Annotated in this window: 16 protein-coding genes; 10 read left to right on the plus strand and 6 right to left on the minus strand. The window is 62.8% G+C overall.

Annotated features, from left to right (window positions below; translation table 11 throughout):
- Positions 1–45: 45 nt before the first annotated feature.
- On the minus strand, positions 46–486 hold the full coding sequence (locus LOY53_RS08080; RefSeq protein ID WP_099430039.1) for a universal stress protein: 441 nt from the start codon (positions 484–486) through the stop codon (positions 46–48).
- A 110-nt stretch (positions 487–596) separates the two neighbouring features.
- On the opposite strand from LOY53_RS08080, the gene LOY53_RS08085 reads away from it, so the two are divergent.
- From LOY53_RS08085 to LOY53_RS08115, 7 genes are all read left to right on the plus strand, one after another.
- Complete coding sequence (locus tag LOY53_RS08085; RefSeq protein ID WP_027596630.1) at positions 597–1,034, plus strand: hypothetical protein; 438 nt, start codon at positions 597–599, stop codon at positions 1,032–1,034.
- Positions 1,035–1,548: 514 nt separating this feature from the next.
- Entirely contained in the window at positions 1,549–3,696 is a 2,148-nt protein-coding gene (fadB, locus tag LOY53_RS08090; RefSeq protein WP_186703866.1) for a fatty acid oxidation complex subunit alpha FadB, read from the plus strand.
- Positions 3,697–3,717: 21 nt separating this feature from the next.
- The gene (fadA, locus tag LOY53_RS08095) at positions 3,718–4,893 is read left to right on the plus strand and encodes an acetyl-CoA C-acyltransferase FadA (RefSeq protein WP_027596628.1); all 1,176 of its coding nucleotides are present in this window, start codon (positions 3,718–3,720) and stop codon (positions 4,891–4,893) included.
- A gap of 78 nt (positions 4,894–4,971) precedes the next feature.
- The gene (locus tag LOY53_RS08100) at positions 4,972–5,223 is read left to right on the plus strand and encodes a DUF1653 domain-containing protein (protein ID WP_027596627.1); all 252 of its coding nucleotides are present in this window, start codon (positions 4,972–4,974) and stop codon (positions 5,221–5,223) included.
- A 100-nt stretch (positions 5,224–5,323) separates the two neighbouring features.
- Positions 5,324–7,933 carry a type I DNA topoisomerase gene (gene topA, locus LOY53_RS08105; RefSeq protein WP_027596626.1) on the plus strand — a complete coding sequence of 870 codons (2,610 nt, stop codon included), beginning with the start codon at positions 5,324–5,326 and terminating at the stop codon, positions 7,931–7,933.
- Positions 7,934–8,154: 221 nt separating this feature from the next.
- A complete protein-coding gene (locus LOY53_RS08110) occupies positions 8,155–8,670 on the plus strand; it encodes a DUF6586 family protein (RefSeq protein ID WP_252827196.1) in 516 nt (171 codons plus the stop codon).
- A gap of 50 nt (positions 8,671–8,720) precedes the next feature.
- Positions 8,721–8,954 (plus strand): hypothetical protein, encoded by a 234-nt coding sequence (locus LOY53_RS08115; RefSeq protein ID WP_004376430.1) that lies wholly within the window; start codon positions 8,721–8,723, stop codon positions 8,952–8,954.
- Positions 8,955–9,004: 50 nt separating this feature from the next.
- Here LOY53_RS08115 and sulA read toward each other — a convergent pair whose 3' ends face one another.
- Together sulA and lexA are read right to left on the minus strand one after the other, a co-directional pair.
- On the minus strand, positions 9,005–9,481 hold the full coding sequence (gene sulA, locus LOY53_RS08120) for an SOS-induced cell division inhibitor SulA (protein WP_027596624.1): 477 nt from the start codon (positions 9,479–9,481) through the stop codon (positions 9,005–9,007).
- Positions 9,482–9,494: 13 nt separating this feature from the next.
- Complete coding sequence (gene lexA, locus LOY53_RS08125) at positions 9,495–10,103, minus strand: transcriptional repressor LexA (protein WP_027596623.1); 609 nt, start codon at positions 10,101–10,103, stop codon at positions 9,495–9,497.
- 206 nt (positions 10,104–10,309) lie between these two features.
- Here lexA and LOY53_RS08130 point away from each other — a divergent pair, with 206 nt between their 5' ends.
- Genes LOY53_RS08130 through nagZ form a run of 3 tightly spaced genes read left to right on the plus strand, consistent with a single transcriptional unit; the run spans position 10,310 to position 12,606 of the window.
- The gene (locus LOY53_RS08130; RefSeq protein WP_027596622.1) at positions 10,310–11,020 is read left to right on the plus strand and encodes a TetR/AcrR family transcriptional regulator; all 711 of its coding nucleotides are present in this window, start codon (positions 10,310–10,312) and stop codon (positions 11,018–11,020) included.
- Positions 11,021–11,060: 40 nt separating this feature from the next.
- Positions 11,061–11,585 carry a L,D-transpeptidase gene (locus LOY53_RS08135; RefSeq protein ID WP_258703832.1) on the plus strand — a complete coding sequence of 175 codons (525 nt, stop codon included), beginning with the start codon at positions 11,061–11,063 and terminating at the stop codon, positions 11,583–11,585.
- Positions 11,586–11,607: 22 nt separating this feature from the next.
- Positions 11,608–12,606, plus strand: a complete 999-nt coding sequence (nagZ, locus tag LOY53_RS08140) for a beta-N-acetylhexosaminidase (RefSeq protein ID WP_258704162.1) — start codon at positions 11,608–11,610, stop codon at positions 12,604–12,606.
- Positions 12,607–12,765: 159 nt separating this feature from the next.
- Here nagZ and LOY53_RS08145 read toward each other — a convergent pair whose 3' ends face one another.
- The 3 genes from LOY53_RS08145 to mfd are packed head-to-tail and all read right to left on the minus strand — an operon-like array spanning position 12,766 to position 20,146.
- On the minus strand, positions 12,766–16,113 hold the full coding sequence (locus LOY53_RS08145) for an SNF2-related protein (protein ID WP_408981353.1): 3,348 nt from the start codon (positions 16,111–16,113) through the stop codon (positions 12,766–12,768).
- 1 nt (position 16,114) lies between these two features.
- Positions 16,115–16,687: a CsiV family protein gene (locus LOY53_RS08150; protein ID WP_099453388.1), complete on the minus strand. Its 573-nt coding sequence runs from the start codon at positions 16,685–16,687 to the stop codon at positions 16,115–16,117.
- A 9-nt stretch (positions 16,688–16,696) separates the two neighbouring features.
- The gene (mfd, locus tag LOY53_RS08155; protein WP_099453389.1) at positions 16,697–20,146 is read right to left on the minus strand and encodes a transcription-repair coupling factor; all 3,450 of its coding nucleotides are present in this window, start codon (positions 20,144–20,146) and stop codon (positions 16,697–16,699) included.
- Positions 20,147–20,149 lie beyond the last annotated feature (3 nt).

Raw genomic sequence — 20,149 nt, forward strand, 5'->3', positions numbered from 1 at the left:
GCCGCTTCGCGGGCTTGCCCCGCGAAGCGGCCGGTAAGGGTCACATCATTCTTTCTTCTGTAGCCGCACCGCCAGCACGTCACATGGCGCGCCATGCAGCACGTCGTTGGCGGTGGAGCCCAGCAGCAAAGCCAGGCCATGTCGGCCATGGCTGCCGACCACGATCAAGTCGCACTTCTGGTCCTTGGCCAGTTGGTGGATTTCCTGGCGTGGCTGGCCGTAGGTCAGGTGGGAATCGCCGCGGTTGATGTCCGGGTATTTGTTGAACAAGCGGTCCATGCGCTCCTTGGCCTGATCGAACTGCTGCTGTTGCAGCTGCGACAGGTCCATGGGCACGTCACCCCCAAATGCCATGGCCATCGGTTCGACGATGTGCACCAGCGAGACCTTGGCGTTGTAGGGCGCGGCAAGCGCCATGGCGCGCTTGATCACCGGGTCGCATTCCTCGGTCAGGTCGACGGCGACCAGAAGATGTTCGTAGGACATGAGCGGTACTCCTGACAATCGCGATAGAAGAAGTATGGTCGCTTTCGGGCGGGTCTTCCGTGAAAAATGGCTAACCAGCTCATTTGCAACGCTTTATGGGGTCTACTGATATGACGGTATTGCTGGTGGTGTCAATCCTTGCGCTGATTCTCAGCCCGCTTTCCTGGTTGCGCACGTCGCGCAAGCAGGGCGAGCAGATGAACCTGCGCCTGGAAGCGCGGCGCATGGGCCTGGCCATGCAGCTGGCGCCTCAGCAATGGCCGCATTGGCTGGAAAAGGAGCCGCCAAGCCCCTGCCCGCAGTACCACCGTGGGCGGCGCAAGGGGCGCGAGGACAGCTTCTGCTACTGGCAGGTCACGCCAGGCGTGTGGTGGAACCAATGGCGCGAGCCGTGTGAGGACCCGCGCCTTGCTGAGGCTTTTGCGCGCTTGCCGGCCAGTGTCTACAAGGTTGAAGCCGACCCCCGCATGATCGCTTTGTACTGGACCGAGCGAGGCGATAAATCTGTATTGCAGGATATTGCGCACGTCCTCGAAACCCTCGCCTGACCCCTCGCCAATAAAAAGCTAGGTTAAACGACAAAGCGGCGGCTTGGCAGAGCCCCTGAAGGGGTGGGGTGCCAAGTCGCCGCTTTGCGTTCTGCTGCGCAGAAAAGGCCAGGCAGGCCGGGAATGCTTGAAGCCATTGGCAGTGTAGCCGGCTGCCAGCGATCTGCTGAAAAAAATCTTCCCCTGGCAGGCACGGGCCTGTTTTCCCATGGTCAATTGCTGACATGAATGTGCAGCGATCACTGACGTCATGCTTTGTACCCAGACCCTACAAAATGACCGGAAAGTCGCGTTTTCACTCAGTGCGTGAGCATTTGACAACGCTGATCTTTTCGGAGAATGTGTGCACACCCAAATCAAACGGGCGTATGAATTGAGCGTTTGTATGTCACACGGCTCGTTCATAGTCCCGACTAGCGCGCTGACGGGTGTGCCTGGGGCAGGGCGGCATGGCCTGCCTGATGCAGCAGCGACCGGCGTGTACAGTTAGCTTCCATATCGTGGAGATCAGTTGATGATTTACGAAGGTAAAGCCATCACGGTTAAGGCTCTTGAAAGTGGCATCGTCGAACTCAAGTTCGATCTCAAGGGTGAGTCCGTCAACAAATTCAATCGCCTGACCCTGAACGAGCTTCGCGAAGCGGTCGATGCCATCAAGGCCGACGCTTCGGTCAAGGGCGTAATCGTCAGCAGCGGCAAGGACGTGTTCATCGTCGGCGCCGACATCACCGAGTTCGTCGACAACTTCAAGCTGCCTGAGGCCGAGCTGGTAGCCGGCAGCCTGGAAGCCAACCGCATCTTCAACGCCTTCGAAGACCTCGAAGTGCCGACCGTTGCCGCCATCAATGGCATCGCCCTGGGCGGTGGCCTGGAAATGTGCCTGGCGGCCGATTACCGGGTCATGGCCAGCACTGCCAAGATTGGCCTGCCTGAAGTCAAACTGGGCATCTACCCAGGCTTCGGCGGTACCGTGCGCCTGCCGCGACTGATCGGTTCGGACAACGCGGTCGAGTGGATTGCCGCCGGCAAGGAAAACCGTGCCGAAGACGCCCTTAAGGTCGGTGCCGTCGACGCCGTGGTCGCCCCTGAGCTGCTGCAAGCCGGTGCCCTGGACCTGATCAAGCGCGCCATCAGCGGCGAGCTGGACTACAAGGCCAAGCGCCAGCCGAAACTGGAAAAGCTCAAGCTCAATGCCATCGAGCAGATGATGGCGTTCGAGACGGCCAAAGGCTTTGTCGCAGGCCAGGCTGGGCCGAACTACCCAGCGCCGGTCGAAGCCATCAAGACCATTCAGAAGGCCGCCAACTTCGGCCGTGACAAGGCCCTGGAAATCGAAGCCGCAGGCTTTGCCAAGCTGGCCAAGACGTCGGTTGCCCAGAGCCTGATCGGCTTGTTCCTGAACGACCAGGAGCTCAAGCGCAAGGCCAAGGCCCATGATGAAATCGCCCGTGACGTGAAGCAGGCTGCCGTGCTCGGCGCTGGCATCATGGGTGGCGGCATCGCCTACCAGTCGGCGGTCAAGGGCACGCCGATCCTGATGAAGGACATCCGCGAAGACGCCATTCAGCTGGGTCTTAACGAAGCCTCCAAGCTGCTGGGCAATCGCGTTGAGAAAGGCCGCCTGACCCCCGCCAAGATGGCTGAAGCACTCAACGCCATCCGCCCGACCCTGTCCTACGGCGATTTCGCCCACGTCGACATCGTCGTCGAGGCCGTGGTCGAGAACCCGAAGGTCAAGCAAGCCGTGTTGGCAGAAGTCGAAGGCCAGGTGAAAGAGGATGCCATCCTCGCCTCCAACACCTCGACCATCTCCATCAACCTGCTGGCCAAAGCGCTCAAGCGCCCAGAAAACTTCGTCGGCATGCACTTCTTCAACCCGGTGCACATGATGCCGCTGGTGGAAGTCATTCGCGGCGAGAAGTCCAGTGAAGTGGCGGTCGCCACCACCGTGGCGTATGCCAAGAAAATGGGCAAGAACCCAATCGTGGTCAACGACTGCCCGGGCTTCCTGGTCAACCGCGTGCTGTTCCCGTACTTCGGCGGTTTCGCCAAGCTGGTCAGCGCTGGCGTCGACTTCGTGCGCATCGACAAGGTCATGGAGAAGTTCGGCTGGCCCATGGGCCCTGCCTACCTGATGGACGTGGTCGGCATTGACACCGGCCACCATGGCCGCGACGTGATGGCCGAAGGCTTCCCGGACCGCATGAAGGATGAGCGCCGCTCGGCGGTAGACGCCCTGTACGAGGCCAACCGCTTGGGCCAGAAGAACGGCAAGGGCTTCTACGCCTACGAGACCGACAAGCGTGGCAAGCCGAAGAAGGTGTTCGACGCCGCCGTGCTCGACGTGCTCAAGCCGATCGTGTTCGAGCAGCGTGAAGTCACTGACGAAGACATCATCAACTGGATGATGGTCCCGCTGTGCCTGGAGACCGTGCGTTGCCTGGAAGACGGCATCGTCGAAACCGCCGCCGAAGCCGACATGGGCCTGGTCTACGGCATTGGTTTCCCTCCCTTCCGTGGCGGTGCATTGCGCTACATCGACGCGATCGGTGTCGCCGAATTCGTCGCCCTGGCCGATCAGTACGCTGACCTGGGGCCGCTGTACCACCCGACCGCGAAGCTGCGCGAAATGGCCAAAAATGGCCAGCGCTTCTTCAACTGAGCGTAGAGCGAGAGATTTGATATGAGCCTGAATCCAAGAGACGTGGTGATTGTCGACTTCGGTCGCACGCCAATGGGCCGCTCCAAGGGTGGCATGCACCGCAACACCCGCGCCGAAGACATGTCTGCGCACCTGATCACCAAGCTGCTGGAACGCAATGGCAAGGTCGACCCGAAAGAAGTCGAGGACGTGATCTGGGGCTGCGTCAACCAGACCCTCGAGCAGGGCTGGAACATTGCCCGCATGGCGTCGCTGATGACACCGATCCCGCACACCTCGGCGGCGCAGACCGTCAGCCGCCTGTGCGGCTCGTCGATGAGTGCGCTGCACACCGCCGCCCAGGCAATCATGACCGGCAACGGCGATGTGTTCGTGGTTGGCGGCGTCGAGCACATGGGCCACGTCAGCATGATGCATGGCGTCGACCCTAACCCGCACCTGTCCTTGCATGCTGCCAAGGCTTCCGGGATGATGGGCCTGACTGCAGAGATGCTCGGCAAAATGCACGGCATCAGCCGTGAACAGCAGGATCTGTTCGGCCTGCGTTCGCACCAGCTCGCTCACAAAGCGACGGTCGAAGGCAAGTTCAAGGACGAGATCATCCCGATGCAGGGCTATGACGAGAACGGCTTCCTGAAGGTCTTCGATTTCGACGAGACCATTCGCCCGGAAACCACCCTCGAAGGTCTGGCCTCGCTGAAGCCTGCGTTCAACCCGAAAGGTGGCACCGTCACCGCGGGTACTTCGTCGCAGATCACCGACGGTGCTTCGTGCATGATCGTCATGTCTGGCCAGCGCGCCATGGACCTGGGCATCCAGCCATTGGCGGTGATTCGCGCCATGGCCGTGGCCGGCGTCGACCCGGCGATCATGGGCTACGGCCCGGTGCCATCGACCCAGAAAGCCCTCAAGCGTGCCGGCCTGAGCATGGCCGATATCGACTTCATCGAGCTCAACGAAGCCTTCGCCGCACAAGCCTTGCCTGTGCTGAAAGACTTGAAAGTGCTCGACAAGATGGATGAGAAGGTTAACCTGCACGGCGGCGCCATTGCTTTGGGCCACCCGTTCGGTTGCTCGGGTGCACGTATTTCCGGCACCCTGCTCAACGTCATGAAGCAGAATGGCGGTACTCTGGGGGTGGCGACCATGTGCGTCGGCCTCGGCCAGGGCATCACCACTGTCTTCGAACGCGTCTGATCGCGTCGCGGGACAGCAGCCGGGGCCTTGTGCCCCGGTTTTTGTTTTTTACAGGTTTTATTAAAAAGGGTGAGCGACATGCAGATACAGCCAGGCGTATACCGGCACTACAAGGGGCCTGAGTACCGTGTCTTCAGTGTTGCGCAGCACTCCGAAACTGAAGAGTGGATGGTCTTCTACCAATGCCTGTATGGTGAATATGGGTTCTGGGTACGGCCCCTTTCGATGTTCCAGGAGTCCGTCGAGGTTGACGGCGAGCAGGTGCCACGCTTTGCTTTGGTCAAGGCCGAAGAAGGGTTGCCTGGGCTGCTGGCCAAGTCGCACGAGTGATCGACCGCGCTTGACCTCACTGTTTTGCCACTATATATAGCGGTGCCGCGTCTGGCACCTGACGCGTTTTTCATCTTCAGATTCAGGAATACTCCGATCCATGGGCAAATCGCTGGTCATTGTGGAATCCCCGGCCAAGGCCAAGACCATCAACAAGTACCTGGGCAACCAGTACGTGGTGAAGTCGAGTATCGGCCATATCCGAGACCTCCCCACCAGCGGTTCGGCCAGCGCTAGCAAAGAGCCGGCCGCCAAGCGTGGTAAGGCTGCGGGTGAGGCGCCGGCCCTTTCGCCGAAAGAAAAGGCACGCCGCCAGCTGGTGGCACGCATGGGTGTCGACCCCGACCACGGCTGGAAGGCCAAGTACGAGATCCTGCCTGGCAAGGAAAAGGTGATCGAAGAGCTGCGCCGCCTGGCCAAGGATGCTGACACCATCTACCTCGCAACCGACTTGGACCGCGAAGGGGAGGCCATTGCATGGCACCTGCGCGAAGCCATCGGTGGTGACGACACCCGCTACAAGCGCGTGGTGTTCAACGAAATTACCAAGAAGGCCATTCAAGAGGCCTTCTCGCAACCGGGCGAGCTGGACATCGACCGCGTCAACGCCCAGCAGGCGCGGCGCTTCCTCGATCGCGTGGTGGGCTACATGGTTTCGCCACTGCTGTGGGCAAAGATCGCCCGTGGCCTGTCTGCAGGCCGTGTACAGTCGGTCGCGGTGAAGCTGGTGGTTGAGCGCGAGCGCGAGATCCGTGCCTTCATCCCCGAAGAGTACTGGGAGATCCACGCCGACCTGGGCACCGCCAAGAACGCCAAGGTGCGGTTCGAAGTGGCGCGCGAGAAAGGCGAGGCCTTCAAGCCGCTCAACGAAGCACAGGCCATGGCAGCGCTGGAGAAGCTCAAGGCTTCCAGCTACAGCGTGGTCAAGCGTGAAGACCGCCCGACCAGCAGCAAGCCGTCGGCGCCGTTCATCACGTCTACCTTGCAGCAAGCCGCGAGCAACCGCCTGGGCTTCGGCGTGAAGAAAACCATGATGATGGCCCAGCGTCTGTACGAAGCGGGTTACATCACCTACATGCGTACCGACTCCACCAACCTGTCGGCCGATGCCCTGGACATGGCGCGCAGCTACATCGAGCGCGAGTTCGGCAAGCAGTACCTGCCGGAAAACCCGCTGGTGTATGGCAGCAAGGAAGGCGCCCAGGAGGCGCACGAAGCGATTCGTCCTTCTGACGTCAACACCCACCCGACCAAGCTCAGCGGCATGGAGCGCGATGCAGAGCGCCTGTACGAGCTGATCTGGCGCCAGTTCCTGGCCTGCCAGATGCCGCCAGCGCAGTACCTGTCCACCAGCGTCACGGTGGCGGCTGGCGACTTCGAGCTGCGTGCCAAGGGCCGTATCCTCAAGTTCGACGGTTACACCCGCGTGCTGCCGCAACAGAGCAAGCCGGGCGAAGACGATGTGCTGCCGGAAATGGTCCAGGGTGAAGCGCTCAAGCTGATCCAGATCGACCCGAGCCAGCACTTCACCAAGCCGCCAGCGCGCTTCACTGAAGCCAGCCTGGTCAAGGAAATGGAAAAGCGCGGTATCGGTCGCCCGTCGACCTACGCGGCGATCATCTCGACCATCCAGGACCGTGGCTATGTGACATTGCACAACCGCCGCTTCTATTCCGAGAAGATGGGCGACATCGTTACCGAGCGCCTGTCCGAGAGCTTCTCCAACCTGATGGACTACGGCTTCACCGCCGGCATGGAAGAGAACCTCGACGACGTGGCCCAGGGCGAGCGTGACTGGAAGAACGTGCTCGACGAGTTCTACGGCGACTTCAGCAAAAAGCTGCAGACGGCCGAGTCGGCCGAAAACGGCATGCGTGCCAACCAGCCGACCATGACCAACATTCCGTGCAAGGAATGTGGCCGCCCGATGATGATTCGTACCGCCTCCACTGGCGTGTTCCTCGGCTGCTCGGGCTACAGCCTGCCGCCCAAGGAGCGTTGCAAGGCAACCGTCAACCTGGTGCCTGGTGACGAGATTGCCGCGGATGACGAGGGTGAGTCGGAGTCCCGCGTGCTGTTGGGCAAGCACCGTTGCCCGATCTGCGCCACGGCGATGGACGCTTACCTGCTGGACGAGAAGCACAAGCTGCACATCTGTGGTAACAACCCGGATTGCGCCGGCTACGAGATCGAAGAGGGCAGCTACCGCATCAAGGGTTACGAAGGGCCGAGCCTGGAGTGCGACAAGTGTGGCAGCGAGATGCAGCTCAAGACTGGCCGTTTCGGCAAGTTCTTCGGTTGCACCAACCCAGCGTGCAAGAACACCCGCAAGCTGCTCAAAAGCGGTGAGGCGGCGCCACCGAAGATGGACAAGGTGGAAATGCCAGAGCTGAAGTGCGAGAAGGTCGATGACACCTACGTGTTGCGCGATGGTGCTTCGGGGTTGTTCCTGGCGGCCAGCCAGTTCCCGAAAAACCGCGAGACGCGTGCGCCGCTGGTACTGGAGATCGTGCCGCACAAGCATGAGATCGATCCGAAGTACCACTTCCTCTGCGATGCCCCGCAGAAGGACCCGGAAGGCCGCCCAGCGGTGATTCGCTACAGCCGCAAGACCAAGGAGCAGTACGTGCAGTCCGAGGTCGATGGCAAGCCGACGGGGTGGAAGGCGTTCTACGACGGCAATGCGTGGAAGGTTGAAGACAAGCGCTGATTGGCGTTGAACTGGGGCCGCTTTGCGCCCCATCGCCGGCAAGCCGGCTCCCACAGGTACAGCGCCATTTCAACGGTGGCGCTCCCCCTATAGGAGCCGGCTTGCCGGCGATGGGGCGCAAAGCGGCCCCAGTTGTTTATGCGACATTCAGCTTGCGGCCAGCCAGGCCATCCCTGAAACTGATCCTAATCGCTTACCAGCCTTCAGGGAGGTCACTCGAGATGGCCCAGGAACTCTACACCCGCACCAACCAGAAACTGTTCTTCGCCGGCCTCGCGCTCGAGTCCATGGCCAAAGCCGAACAAGGCCAAGCCATGAACGCTCAGGGCCTGGTCCAGGCCGAACGCGAATCGGCGCTGTTTCACTTGTACGGCGCGCTACTGGGCCTGTGCCATGAAATCGGTGGCTACTACCGCCTGCCAGCGGCGTCGAGTGTTGAGCAACTGCTTGAAGGCGATGCGCTGAATGGCATCGCTATCCCCGAGGTGGCCGAGCTGCTGGAATTGGCCCGTCAGCGCGAAACCTGGCTGGCGCAAATGCTGGGTGCTTATGCCGATTTGTTCCGACCACCGGTCGCGAAAAAAACGCCTAAAACCGATGTCACCCAGCCGCTGATTCAGGCCGTCAATCTCGATGAGCCCGAGCAGCCTGCGCTGTCGCGAGAAGAGCTGGAAAGCTGGCGCAGCAACCTTAAAAGCTTGGTGAGACGTTTCCGTGACGCGTTGAGTGAGTGCTGATAGGCGCTGCGGCTGATACAATGCTGGCCTTTCGTGGAGAACAGCCTTTTATGTCTACGTCTTTTCTGGAAATTGTCGAGTTGCCTGATGGCCGGATCGAACTGCGTCGTGCGGAGGATGAGGGCTCTCTGGTAACCCTGGATTTCTCGGAAGACGCCAAGGCGTTCCTGCAGGGTCAGCATGTAGAAGTGGCCAAGGCCATGCTCAGTGTCGGTGTGCAGATGGCCGGCCGCCTGATGGACGGCGAACTCGAGCGCGACGAAGGCCCTCGCGTTCTGCATTGATCGCGTTGCGTGGTATCAGTGCTTTTGAAGTAACAGGCAAAGCCTGAACATCAGCCGAGGCGGATGTTCAGGCTTTGTGCGTTTCCGGTGCTGGCTGAGCGCAGCAGCAGTTGACGCGCACTGGCATTGACGCTGCCAAGCCAGCTGACCACGGTGTGGCTGCGGCCAAGGCGCAGCGCTTCGCAGGTCAGTTGCAGCGGGCTCTGATTGCCACGAGGGTGCAGCAGCAGGATGCGTTCGCGGTTGAGGCCGGCATCGCGTAACCATGCCTGGGTCAGGCTCGAGGGTGGGGCGATCAGGGTCAGCCAGCGGGCGTCTTCCTCTTCGCTCAGTTCGCGCAGGACCGGGGCCAACAGGCTCTGGCAATGCTCGGCAGCGCCGCGCAGTGACAGCTCGCTGAACAGCTCGGGGTGGCTGCTCTTGCGCGTCTGCTCGCTGGCCTTCAGGCCCGGCAGAATGGGCTGGGCAAGGAATGCTTCGAACAATGGCAACTGGGCTTGCTCGGGTGCGTGAATGAACTGCTGCATGGCGCCTCCTGGATCAGCGGCGTATGACGCCGACGCTCAAGCCCTCGATCACCAGCTCCTGTTCTTTCAGGTCGACTTCGATGGGGGCGAATTCGGGGTTTTCGGCAACCAGCCAGACCTTGGTGCCTTCGCGCTTGAAGCGCTTGACGGTCACTTCGTCACCGATGCGGGCGACAACGATCTGGCCATTACGGGCCTCGCGGCAGGTGTGCACTGCCAGCAGGTCACCGTCGAAAATGCCCACATCCTTCATGCTCATGCCGTGCACGCGGAGCAGATAGTCGGCGCGAGGGTGGAAGAAGGCAGGGTTGATGTTGCAGGATTGCTCGATGTGCTGCTCGGCGAGGATCGGTGCGCCCGCTGCGACCCGGCCGATGATCGGCAGGCCGCTTTCGTCGGCCTTGGCCTCGAACCCGGGGATACGGATGCCGCGGGATGCGCCGGGGGTCATCTCGATGGCGCCTTTGCGAGCAAGGGCCTTCAGGTGCTCTTCGGCGGCGTTGGGCGATTTGAAGCCCAGCTCCTGAGCGATTTCAGCGCGTGTCGGTGGGAAGCCGTTGTCTTCAAGGCAACGTTTGATGAACGCGAGAATTTCAGCTTGGCGTGGCGTCAGTTTCAACATGGTGAGCGCTCTGTCTTTTTATACAGTGACTGGGATTATATACAGTACTGGATGAGCTGCAAGCACCCTGTACGAAGAAACAGCGAGAATGGCGCTTGCAGCGCGATCATTGGCGTTTTTAAATGGCGACCGCCCAGTCACCGAGCCTTGACAGACGCAGGCCTGAAACGTATGTTTCAAACACCTGTTTGTCTGGCGGAATAATCATGGCCCAATCGGAAACCGTTGAACGCATTCTCGATGCTGCCGAGCAGCTGTTCGCGGAAAGAGGCTTCGCTGAAACCTCGTTGCGGTTGATCACCAGCAAGGCCGGGGTGAACCTGGCGGCGGTCAACTACCACTTCGGTTCCAAAAAGGCCCTTATCCAGGCGGTCTTCTCGCGTTTCCTCGGCCCTTTCTGTGCCAGCCTGGAACGTGAACTCGAGCGTCGCCAGGCGCGCCCAGAGCAAAAGCCCAGCCTCGAAGAGCTGCTCGAAATGCTCGTCGAGCAGGCCCTGGCCGTGCAGCCGCGCAGCAATAATGACCTGTCTATCTTCATGCGCCTGCTGGGGCTGGCTTTCAGCCAGAGCCAGGGGCACCTGCGGCGTTACCTGGAAGACATGTACGGCAAGGTGTTCCGCCGCTACATGCTGCTGGTCAACGAAGCCGCGCCACGGGTTCCGCCGCTGGAGCTGTTCTGGCGCGTGCACTTCATGCTCGGCGCCGCCGCGTTCAGCATGTCCGGGATCAAGGCGTTGCGCGCCATCGCCGAAACCGATTTTGGCATCAATACCTCGATCGAACAGGTCATGCGCCTGATGGTGCCGTTCCTGGCAGCAGGCATGCGCGCCGACAGCGGGGTCACCGACGAAGCGATGGCCGCCGCCCAATTGCGCCCGCGCAGCAAGACCAGCAGCACAGCCACCGCCAAGGCCTGAAGGCTGGGCGGGGCAGGGCGCTTCGGCTAAGCTAGCGCCCATGCCCGATCTCGATCTATTGCACATCTCCCTCGCCGACCAATGCCTCTATGGGTTCGCCCAGGGCCGCTTGTGCCTGCGCCTGGCGGTGTCCACGGCGCGTAACGGCGCCGGCGAGCGCAATGGTTCGGGCTGCACGCCGCGGGGCCTGCATCAGGTACGGGCGAAAATTGGCGCGGGCCTGCCGCTGAACGCGGTGTTGCGTGGGCGGCGCTGGACCGGTGAGGTCTGGTCGCCTGAGTTACATGAGCGGTTTCCCGGGCGGGACTGGGTCCTCACCCGCATACTCTGGCTTAGTGGCTGCGAGCCGGGCGTCAACCGCCTCGGCGCCGTCGACACCTTTCGCCGCTATATCTACTTGCATGGCACACCTGAGACCGAACCTTTGGGTGTGCCGCTGTCCCATGGCTGCATACGCCTGCACAACACCGATTTGCTTGGCCTGTTCGATCGGGTCCCGGCCCATTGCCGGGTGCGCATCGAAGAGGCGGCTTGCCCCCAGTGGGCTTTTTTAAGTCTTCAATGAAGGATTTCCCATGACCGTCAGCCTGCAAGGCTCCTTGATGGTGGACATCGCCGGTAAATGGCTGACCGCCGAAGACCGTCACCTGCTGCGCCAACCTGAAGTGGCCGGCTTGATCATCTTTGCCCGCAATATCGACAGCCCGCGCCAGGTGCGCGAACTGTGTGCGTCCATTCGCGCGATTCGCCCGGACTTGATCCTGGCCGTCGACCAAGAGGGCGGGCGTGTGCAGCGGCTGCGCCAAGGCTTTGTGCGCCTGCCGGCCATGCGTGCATTGGCCGACAACGACAACGCCGATTACCTGGCGAAGCAGTGCGGATGGTTGATGGCCACCGAGGTGCTGGCGGTAGGCCTGGACCTGAGCTTCGCCCCCGTGCTCGACCTGGACCACCAGCGCAGTGCGGTGGTCGGCAGCCGCGCCTTCGAAGGTGACCCGCAGCGTGCCACGCAGCTGGCGGCGGCCTTCATTCGCGGCATGAACGCTGCGGGCATGGCGGCCTGCGGCAAGCACTTCCCGGGGCACGGTTGGGCCGAGGCCGACTCGCACGTGGCCATCCCCACTGACGAGCGCAGCCTTGAACAGTTGCGCCAGGCGGACCTGGTGCCCTTCACCCGGCTCAGCGGCCAGCTGGCAGCGGTGATGCCGGCCCACGTGATCTACCCGCAGGTCGACAACCAGCCCGCCGGCTTCTCGCGGCGTTGGCTGCAGCACATCCTGCGCGGTGAGCTGGGCTTTGACGGGGTGATTTTCAGTGACGACCTGTCCATGGCCGGTGCGCACGTGGTCGGGGACGCGGCCAACCGCATCGAAGCAGCTTTGAGTGCTGGCTGCGACATGGGCCTGGTGTGCAACGACCGGGCGGCGGCAGAGCTGGCATTGAGTGCGGCGCAGCGGCTGAAGGTCAAGCCTTCGCCGCGCATTGCACGGATGCGCGGGCAGGGCTTTGCGCGCACCGATTATCGCCAGCAGCCGCGTTGGCTGGAGGCGTTGGGGGCGTTGCGCGAGGCGCAGCTGGTCGATTGACTGATCCGGCCGTATTCGAGGGTAGGCCGGATTTACCCACTTCCCGGTAGGAGCAGCCTTGTGCTGCGAAGGCGGCGGTGACAACAGCGAAGATCAAGGGTGTTGTCACCGGCCTCTTCGCAGCGCAAGGCTGCTCCTACAGAGAGTGCTCACAAGCGCTTAGCGGCCGCGCTTCCCTGGCAAGGGGGCAAACAGCGCCTCGATCTCATCATCCCCCAGCCGCCACTGCCCGGCCTGCCCGCCATCGAGCAGGCTTGCCGCCAGGGCCGCCTTTTCTTGCTGCAACAGCTGAATCTTCTCTTCCACCGTGCCGCGGGTAATCAGCTTGAACACGAACACCGGTTTGTCCTGACCGATGCGGTAGGCGCGGTCGGTGGCCTGGTTTTCGCTGGCCGGGTTCCACCAGGGGTCGAAGTGGATCACCGTGTCCGCAGCTGTCAGGTTCAACCCGGTGCCACCCGCCTTGAGGCTGATCAGGAACACATCGCTGTCACCCTGCTGGAATGCTTGCACCGGCGTGCGGCGGTCGCGGGTGTCGCCTGTCAGCAGGCTGTAACGCACCTTGCGCTTTTGCAGTTCTTGCTCGATCAGTGCCAGCATCGAGGTGAACTGGGAGAACAGCAGTACCCGCCGGCCTTCACTGAGCAGCTCTTCGAGCATTTCCAGCAGGGCGCCGAGCTTGCCTTTATCGGCCTGGTTGCCCTTGGTCTCGACGCCCTTCACCAGGCGCAGGTCGCAGCACACCTGGCGTAACTTGAGCAGGGCATCAAGGATGACAATCTGGCTGCGCGAGGCGCCGTTGCGGGCGATTTCGTCGCGCACTTTCTTGTCCATCGCCACCCGTACGGCCTCGTAGGTATCGCGCTGGGCATCGCTGAGTTCGACCCAGTGCACCATCTCGGTCTTGGCGGGCAGTTCGGTGGCCACCTGTTCCTTGGTGCGGCGCAGCAGGAACGGGCGGATGCGGCTGACCAGGTGGGCCATGCGTTCGGCGTCGCCGCGGCGTTCGATCGGGGTGCGGTAATCCTGGTTGAAGCGCTTGAGGTCGCCCAGCCAGCCCGGCATCAGGAAGTGGAAGATCGACCACAGTTCGCCGAGGTTGTTTTCCATCGGCGTACCGGTCAGGCACAGGCGTTGCTCGGCCTGCAGCTCGCAGACGGCGAGGGCGGCTTTGCTGGTGCTGCTTTTGATGTTCTGCGCCTCGTCGAGCACCAGCACGTGCCAGTGCTGCGTGCGTAAGTGTTCGAGGTCACGGGGCACGAGGGCATAGGTGGTGAGCACCAGGTCGTAGTCGTGCAGCGTAGCGAAATGCTTGCTGCGCCCTGGGCCCTGCAGTGCCACCACACGCAGGTCGGGGGCAAAGCGTTTGGCCTCGTCGAGCCAGTTGGGTATCAGGCTGGTCGGCATCACTGCCAGGGCGGGAGTGGTCAGGCGGCCGGACTGTTTCTCCAGCAACAGGTGAGCCAGGGTTTGCAGGGTCTTGCCCAGGCCCATGTCGTCGCCGAGGATGCCGCCCGTGCCCATTTCGCGCAGGGCTTGTAACCAGTTCAGGCCTTGTTGCTGATAAGGGCGCAGGGCCGCGTTCAGTTGCGCGGGCGGCTCGACCTGCAGGTCGCGTGCGTCACGCAGGCGCTTGCCCAGGTCGCGCACGTGCGCGCCGCCTTCCCAGTGCAGCGGCAGGTGATCGAGCTCGTTCAAGCGCGCGGCATCGGCCCGGTCCAGGCGCAGTGAAGGGCCTGCGGCGTCTTCATGCAGGTAGAGCTCACCAAGGGTGCCCATCACTGCCTTGATCCGGCCGTAGGGCAGGGCGACGCGCAGCGCGGGGCTGTCGAGGCGGCCGCGGTTAAGGTCGATCAGCAAGTGTTCGTCGTCACTGCGTCGGGCCAGTTCGCTGGCGCGCAGCAGCTCGGGGTTACTGCGCAGCAACTGCAGCACGATCGGCAGCAGGCTGTGGCGCTGGCCATCGACCACGATGCCCAGTTCCAGGTCGAACCATTCATGCCCGGGGGCTTCGTCGATGCTGGCGTACCAGTCGTCCACCTCGTGCAGGTTGAAGGAGAAATCGCGGTGGATGTCGATCACCCAGCCGGCTTCGCGCAGGCGGGCCAAGCCGTTGCGGGCGAAGTGCAGCCAGGCCTCGTCATCGGGCAGTTGGTGCATCTCGCCCGCACTGTTGGGCAGGGCCTTGCTCTGCCGGGTGGCGGCCTTGAAGCCGAGGTCGCGTAGCGTCTTGCGCAGCGCCTGTTCGGCCTTGGGCTGGCGGCGAATACGCTGGCTGGTGGCATCCACCAGGCGGGTCAACGGTTTGTCGTCGCTGCCGCTGGCGCGCAGGCCGTCGTAGTCGAACGACAGCGCGGCGCGGTGCTGCATCTGGCGCTGCATGCGGCCGGTCTTGGGCATGTAGGCGCTGTACTCGAGGCTGCCCAGGGTCAGGTGAGGGCGAGGCTCGATCGTGTCGATCTGTTCGCTGCGGACCTTGGTGGGGGTCGGCACCTGACGGTTCAATGCGTTCAAGCGATGGCTCAGGGGGATGATCAGGTGCTCGGGAACCGTCGGGGCGCTGGCTAATTGGCTGGCAATGAACGGGTCAAGGTCATGCAGCAGTTTGCCGGTCTGCCCGCTTTGTGGGTCGACGTAATAGAGGGGGTCGACCGGCAGTGCCAGCATGTGGGTATTTTCAGCATGGTGCCAGGCGCCGCGGTAGCTGCCGTTGTCCAGCCGAACCCAACGAAATTCGGCTTGCAGGTCGGGGCCTTGGGCCAGGGGTTTCTGCTGTTGGCCATACAGCAAGCGGCCGGTGGCGAGGGCATACTCGTAGAGTTCGGCGCCCTTTTTGCCTTCCAGGCGTGCGACGGGCAGGCTGTAATCCTTGCTGAGGGCATCGATCAGCCGCAGCGCACGCAAGTCTTCATCGGTCACGTACTTGGGTGTGTAGTAGATCAGCTCGGGCATCGAACTGGGCCGGCCCAGCTTCAAGCTGTCATCGGGCTGCCGGGTGCCTTTGAACACGCTGAGCATGCACTGGCCATGGTTATTGCTCACCACATAGTAGAGTGCGGGGCCTTTGCGCTTGGCGGGTTCTGTGGCAACGCTTGCCGGTACTTCCAGGGCCTCGACCCAATGTGCGAGTTCAGGGGGCAGTTCTAGGGACTGCTGCGCTGCTGGCGTAACGGCAAGGGGTTCGTCAGGTGTGCCTTCGACCCAGTCCGGGCCGCGTTCAAGCAGATAGAGCGCCGCTGCACAGTGCTTGCAATTGTTACCGACAGGGCACGAGCAGGTGCCCTCGCATTCAAGGCCGTCCTCGGTCATGTCCAGCGTGATGCGCTGGTAATAGGCGCGGCCGCCAGAGCCTGCGCACTGCGCGCGGATGGTCAGGTCCAGGATCGATACGATTTCGCTCCTGCCTTCCTCTGCATAGTCGAAGCCGCGTTGCAGCGTAGTGCGGTCAAACGCGAACCTCCAGTTGTCAAGCCCGCGGATAAAGAACTGCGCATCGGTCTCGCTCACATCACTGCTCCATCATCTCCGGGTCCATCTCTGGCAGCTTACGCATCCCTGCCGGTGTCACCTTCAGCAGCACCGCCAGGTGCCCGCCGTCGAGGAACGTCAGCTGGCCGCCCTTGACGTTGCTGTTGCTCTGCTTGAATTGCTCGCTGCGCAGCACGCTGCCGTTGCCGTCGAGCTGGTTGACCCAGAAGTTGGCCTCCACCGCGATGAAGCGGCCTTCGGCGATGCTCAGGTTGCCTTCGATGGGGAAGTGGCCGAACTGCTCTTCGCCTTCGCCCAGGGCGATGCGGCTGGGCTCGCTGCCGACCTGCTGCTGCCAGGCCTTGTGCATCAGCACGGTGTAGTCGGCGGTGGCTTGCAGGCGGGTGGTTTCATCGTCCAGCCCCAGTGGGCGTTCGGCGGCCTTGTCCAGGCGCGGGGCACCAGCGCTCCAGTCTTCGGGGGCGAACGGGCTGGTGAAGGCGGGGACGCTGTTTTGCCGCACCAGGATCATTTCTACCTGATACAGGCCTTCGGCGAAGGCGGCTGGCGCGAACAGCGCCAGCAGCAGGGTCAGGCAACGGATGGCACGCATGGATCTTCCTTAGGCAGGCTGTGGGGTCAGGCGCTCGAACAGCGCCTCAAGGGTGTTGAAACGTTCGTCGGGGCGTTCCATCGGTACCAGGAAGCGGAACTGGGTGGCGCCTTCGAACTTGTAGCGTTTGGGCTGGCCCTGGATCAGCTTGATCAGGGTCAGCGGGTCGACCGGTGTCTCGGCCTCGAACTCAAGCTTGCCGCCGTTGGGGCCAGCATCGACTTTCTTGATGCCGAGCTTTTCCGCCTGCAGCTTGAGCGAGGTCAGGCGCATCAGGTTTTTGGTTGGCTCCGGCAGCAGGCCGAAGCGGTCGATCATCTCGACTTGCAAGTCCTTGAGGCCTTCTTCGTCGGCGGCCGAGGCGATGCGCTTGTAAAGGATCAGGCGTGCATGCACATCGGGCAGGTAGCCCTCGGGGATCAGGGCCGGCAGGCGCAGGTTGATCTCTGGGCCGCCACCCAGTGGCTGTTCGAGGTTTGGCTGGGCACCCTTGCGGATCGCCTTGACCGCGCGTTCGAGCATTTCCATGTAAAGGGTGAAACCGACCGCCTGGATCTGCCCGCTTTGGCCTTCGCCCAGCAGTTCACCAGCGCCGCGGATTTCCAGGTCGTTGGTGGCCAGCACGAAGCCTGCCCCCAGGTCCTGGGTGTTGGCGATGGCTTCCAGGCGCTTCTCGGCGTCGCTGCTGACCTTTTGACGTGCTGGCGTCAGCAGGTAGGCGTAGGCCTGGTGGTGGCTGCGGCCGACCCGGCCACGCAACTGGTGCAACTGGGCCAGGCCGAACTTGTCAGCGCGCTCGATGACAATGGTGTTGGCGCTTGGCACGTCGATGCCGGTCTCGATGATGGTCGAGGCGATCAGCACATTGAAGCGCTTGTGGTAGAAGTCGCTCATCACCTGTTCCAGCTCGCGCTCGCGCATCTGGCCGTGGCCGATGCCGATACGCGCTTCCGGGACCAGTTCGGCAAGGTCTGCAGCGCACTTCTCGATGGTTTTCACGTCGTTGTGCAGGTAGTACACCTGGCCACCGCGCAGCAGTTCACGCAGCAGGGCTTCTTTGACCGTGCTGTTGTTGTGTTCCATGACGAAGGTGCGTACCGACAGGCGTCGGGCGGGCGGTGTGGCGATGATCGACAGGTCGCGCATGCCGGCCACGGCCATGTTCAGGGTGCGCGGAATCGGCGTGGCGGTCAGGGTGAGAATGTCCACCTCGCTGCGCAGGGCTTTGAGCTGTTCCTTCTGGCGTACGCCAAAGCGGTGCTCTTCGTCGATCACTACCAGGCCCAGGTCTTTGAAGCGCACATCGTCCTGCAGCAGCTTGTGGGTGCCGATGAGGATGTCGATCTTGCCTTCGGCCAGGTCCGCCGCCGCGCTGGCGACTTCCTTGGCCGATTTGAAACGGCTCATCACTTCGACGGTTACCGGCCAGTCGGCGAAGCGGTCGCGGAAGCTGTTGTAGTGCTGTTGGGCCAGCAGGGTAGTAGGCACCAGTACCGCTACCTGGCGGCCGCTGTGCACGGCGATGAAGGCCGCGCGCATGGCCACTTCGGTCTTGCCGAAGCCCACGTCGCCGCACACCAGGCGGTCCATCGGCTTGGCCGCGAGCATGTCGGCGCGTACGGCTTCGATGGCGTTCTGCTGGTCGGGGGTTTCTTCGAAGGGGAACCCGGCACTGAAGGTGGCGTAGTCGGCAGCGGGGTCGGCAAAGGCGTAGCCCTTGCGCGCGGCGCGGCGGGCATAGATGTCGAGCAGTTCGGCGGCGACATCACGCACCTGTTCGGCGGCCTTGCGCTTGGCCTTCTGCCAGGCCTCGGAGCCGAGCCGGTGCAGCGGCGCCAGGGCGTCATCGCTGCCGGTGTAGCGGGCGATCAGGTGCAGGTTGGCCACCGGCACGTACAGCTTGGCGCCCTCGGCATATTCCAGGGTGAGGAACTCGGCGGCCTGGCCGTCGATCTCCAGGGTAGCCAGGCCCAGGTAGCGGCCCACGCCATGGTCGATATGCACCACCGGTGCGCCTTCGCGCAATTCGGTGAGGTTCTTGATCACCGCATCGTTGGCGGTCTCGCCGCGCTTGTCGCGCCGCCGGCGCTGCATCACGCGCTGGCCGAACAGCGGGCTCTCGGCGATCAGGGCCAGGGCCGGGTCGTCCAGCACCAGGCCTTCATCAAGCGGGGCAATGGTGATCGCCAGCCGCTCGGAGCCGGTAATGAAGTCGGTCCAGCCTTCGACGGTGTGCGGGCGCAGTTTCAGGCGTTCGAGCAGTTCCAGCAGCACTTCGCGACGGCCCGCAGACTCGGCGGTAAACAGTACGCGGCCAGGGAACTGGTCAAGGAAGCTGGACAGCGCCGCCAGTGGCTGGTTGGCCTTGGCCTCAATGGCAAGTTCGGGCAGGGCGCGTGCCGGGAAGCGTTCACGGCCGGCGCCTGCCTCGACGTCGTCGGCGCTGACCACCACCCGCGGCCATTGCTTTAGCCGGGCGAAACAGTCTTCCACCGGCAGGAACAGCTCGGCAGGCGGCAGCAGCGGGCGGCTCAGGTCGCCACGGCGGTCTTCGTAGCGCCCACGCACGTCGTTCCAGAAGTGCTCGGCGGCCTGCTCGACGCCGGGCAGGGAAAACACCTGGGTGTCGCTGGGCAGGTAGTCGAACAGCGTCGAGGTGTCTTCGAAGAACAGCGGCAGGTAGTACTCGATGCCGGCGGGAATGATGCCGCTGGCCAGGTCCTGGAAGATTGCGCTGCGGCGGAAGTCGACGTCAAAGCGTTCGCGGAAGCGCGCCTTGAAGCGGGTCACTTCCTCTTTTTGCATCGGAAATTCGCGTGCTGGCAGCAGGCGCACCGAGTCGACCTTGTCGATCGAGCGCTGGGTCTCGGGGTCGAAGGTGCGCAGCGTCTCGATTTCGTCATCGAACAGGTCGATGCGGTAGGGCAGCTTGCTGCCCATGGGGTAAAGGTCGATCAGTGCGCCGCGCACGGCGAATTCGCCATGTTCATAGACAGTGTCGACGCAGCGATAGCCGCTGGCTTCGAGGCGCGTGCGCATTTGCTCGACGTCGATGGTCTGGCCGATGTCCAGCACCAGGCTGCTGCCCAGCAGGAAGCGGGTCGGCGCCAGGCGGTGCAGGGCGGTGGTGATCGGCACGACGAGAATGCCGTGGCTCAGCTCCGGCAGCCGGTACAAGCTGGCAATGCGCTGGGAGATGATGTCCTGGTGCGGCGAGAACAGGTCGTAGGGCAGGGTTTCCCAGTCGGGGAAGGGCAGCACCGGCAGGTCTGGGGCAAAGAAGCGCAGCTCCTGTTCCAGACGGTCGGCGGCCTGGCTGTCGGCGGTCAGCAGCAGGGTAAAGCGGCCAGCGCTGCTGGCGGCTTCGGCAATGGCAAGGCTGAGGGCGGCACCGGGCAGGTTGCCCCAGGTTTGTTTGCCGGCCGTGGCCGACAGTTGCGGTAGGCGCAGAACTGACACGGG

It is taken from the genome of Pseudomonas sp. B21-031 (genome assembly GCF_024748985.1).
Classification (GTDB): Bacteria; Pseudomonadota; Gammaproteobacteria; order Pseudomonadales; family Pseudomonadaceae; genus Aquipseudomonas; species Aquipseudomonas kermanshahensis.

Excerpts from the sequence above, each read along its gene's own strand:
- LOY53_RS08085 (WP_027596630.1), top strand. The coding sequence starts at position 597 with ATGACGGTATTGCTGGTGGTGTCAATCCTTGCGCTGATTCTCAGCCCG.
- LOY53_RS08110 (WP_252827196.1), top strand. The coding sequence starts at position 8,155 with ATGGCCCAGGAACTCTACACCCGCACCAACCAGAAACTGTTCTTCGCC.
- LOY53_RS08080 (WP_099430039.1), bottom strand. The coding sequence starts at position 486 with ATGTCCTACGAACATCTTCTGGTCGCCGTCGACCTGACCGAGGAATGC.
- lexA (WP_027596623.1), bottom strand. The coding sequence starts at position 10,103 with ATGTTGAAACTGACGCCACGCCAAGCTGAAATTCTCGCGTTCATCAAA.
- fadB (WP_186703866.1), top strand. The coding sequence starts at position 1,549 with ATGATTTACGAAGGTAAAGCCATCACGGTTAAGGCTCTTGAAAGTGGC.
- LOY53_RS08115 (WP_004376430.1), top strand. The coding sequence starts at position 8,721 with ATGTCTACGTCTTTTCTGGAAATTGTCGAGTTGCCTGATGGCCGGATC.
- LOY53_RS08150 (WP_099453388.1), bottom strand. The coding sequence starts at position 16,687 with ATGCGTGCCATCCGTTGCCTGACCCTGCTGCTGGCGCTGTTCGCGCCA.
- topA (WP_027596626.1), top strand. The coding sequence starts at position 5,324 with ATGGGCAAATCGCTGGTCATTGTGGAATCCCCGGCCAAGGCCAAGACC.
- LOY53_RS08135 (WP_258703832.1), top strand. The coding sequence starts at position 11,061 with ATGCCCGATCTCGATCTATTGCACATCTCCCTCGCCGACCAATGCCTC.
- LOY53_RS08100 (WP_027596627.1), top strand. The coding sequence starts at position 4,972 with ATGCAGATACAGCCAGGCGTATACCGGCACTACAAGGGGCCTGAGTAC.
- LOY53_RS08130 (WP_027596622.1), top strand. The coding sequence starts at position 10,310 with ATGGCCCAATCGGAAACCGTTGAACGCATTCTCGATGCTGCCGAGCAG.
- sulA (WP_027596624.1), bottom strand. The coding sequence starts at position 9,481 with ATGCAGCAGTTCATTCACGCACCCGAGCAAGCCCAGTTGCCATTGTTC.
- fadA (WP_027596628.1), top strand. The coding sequence starts at position 3,718 with ATGAGCCTGAATCCAAGAGACGTGGTGATTGTCGACTTCGGTCGCACG.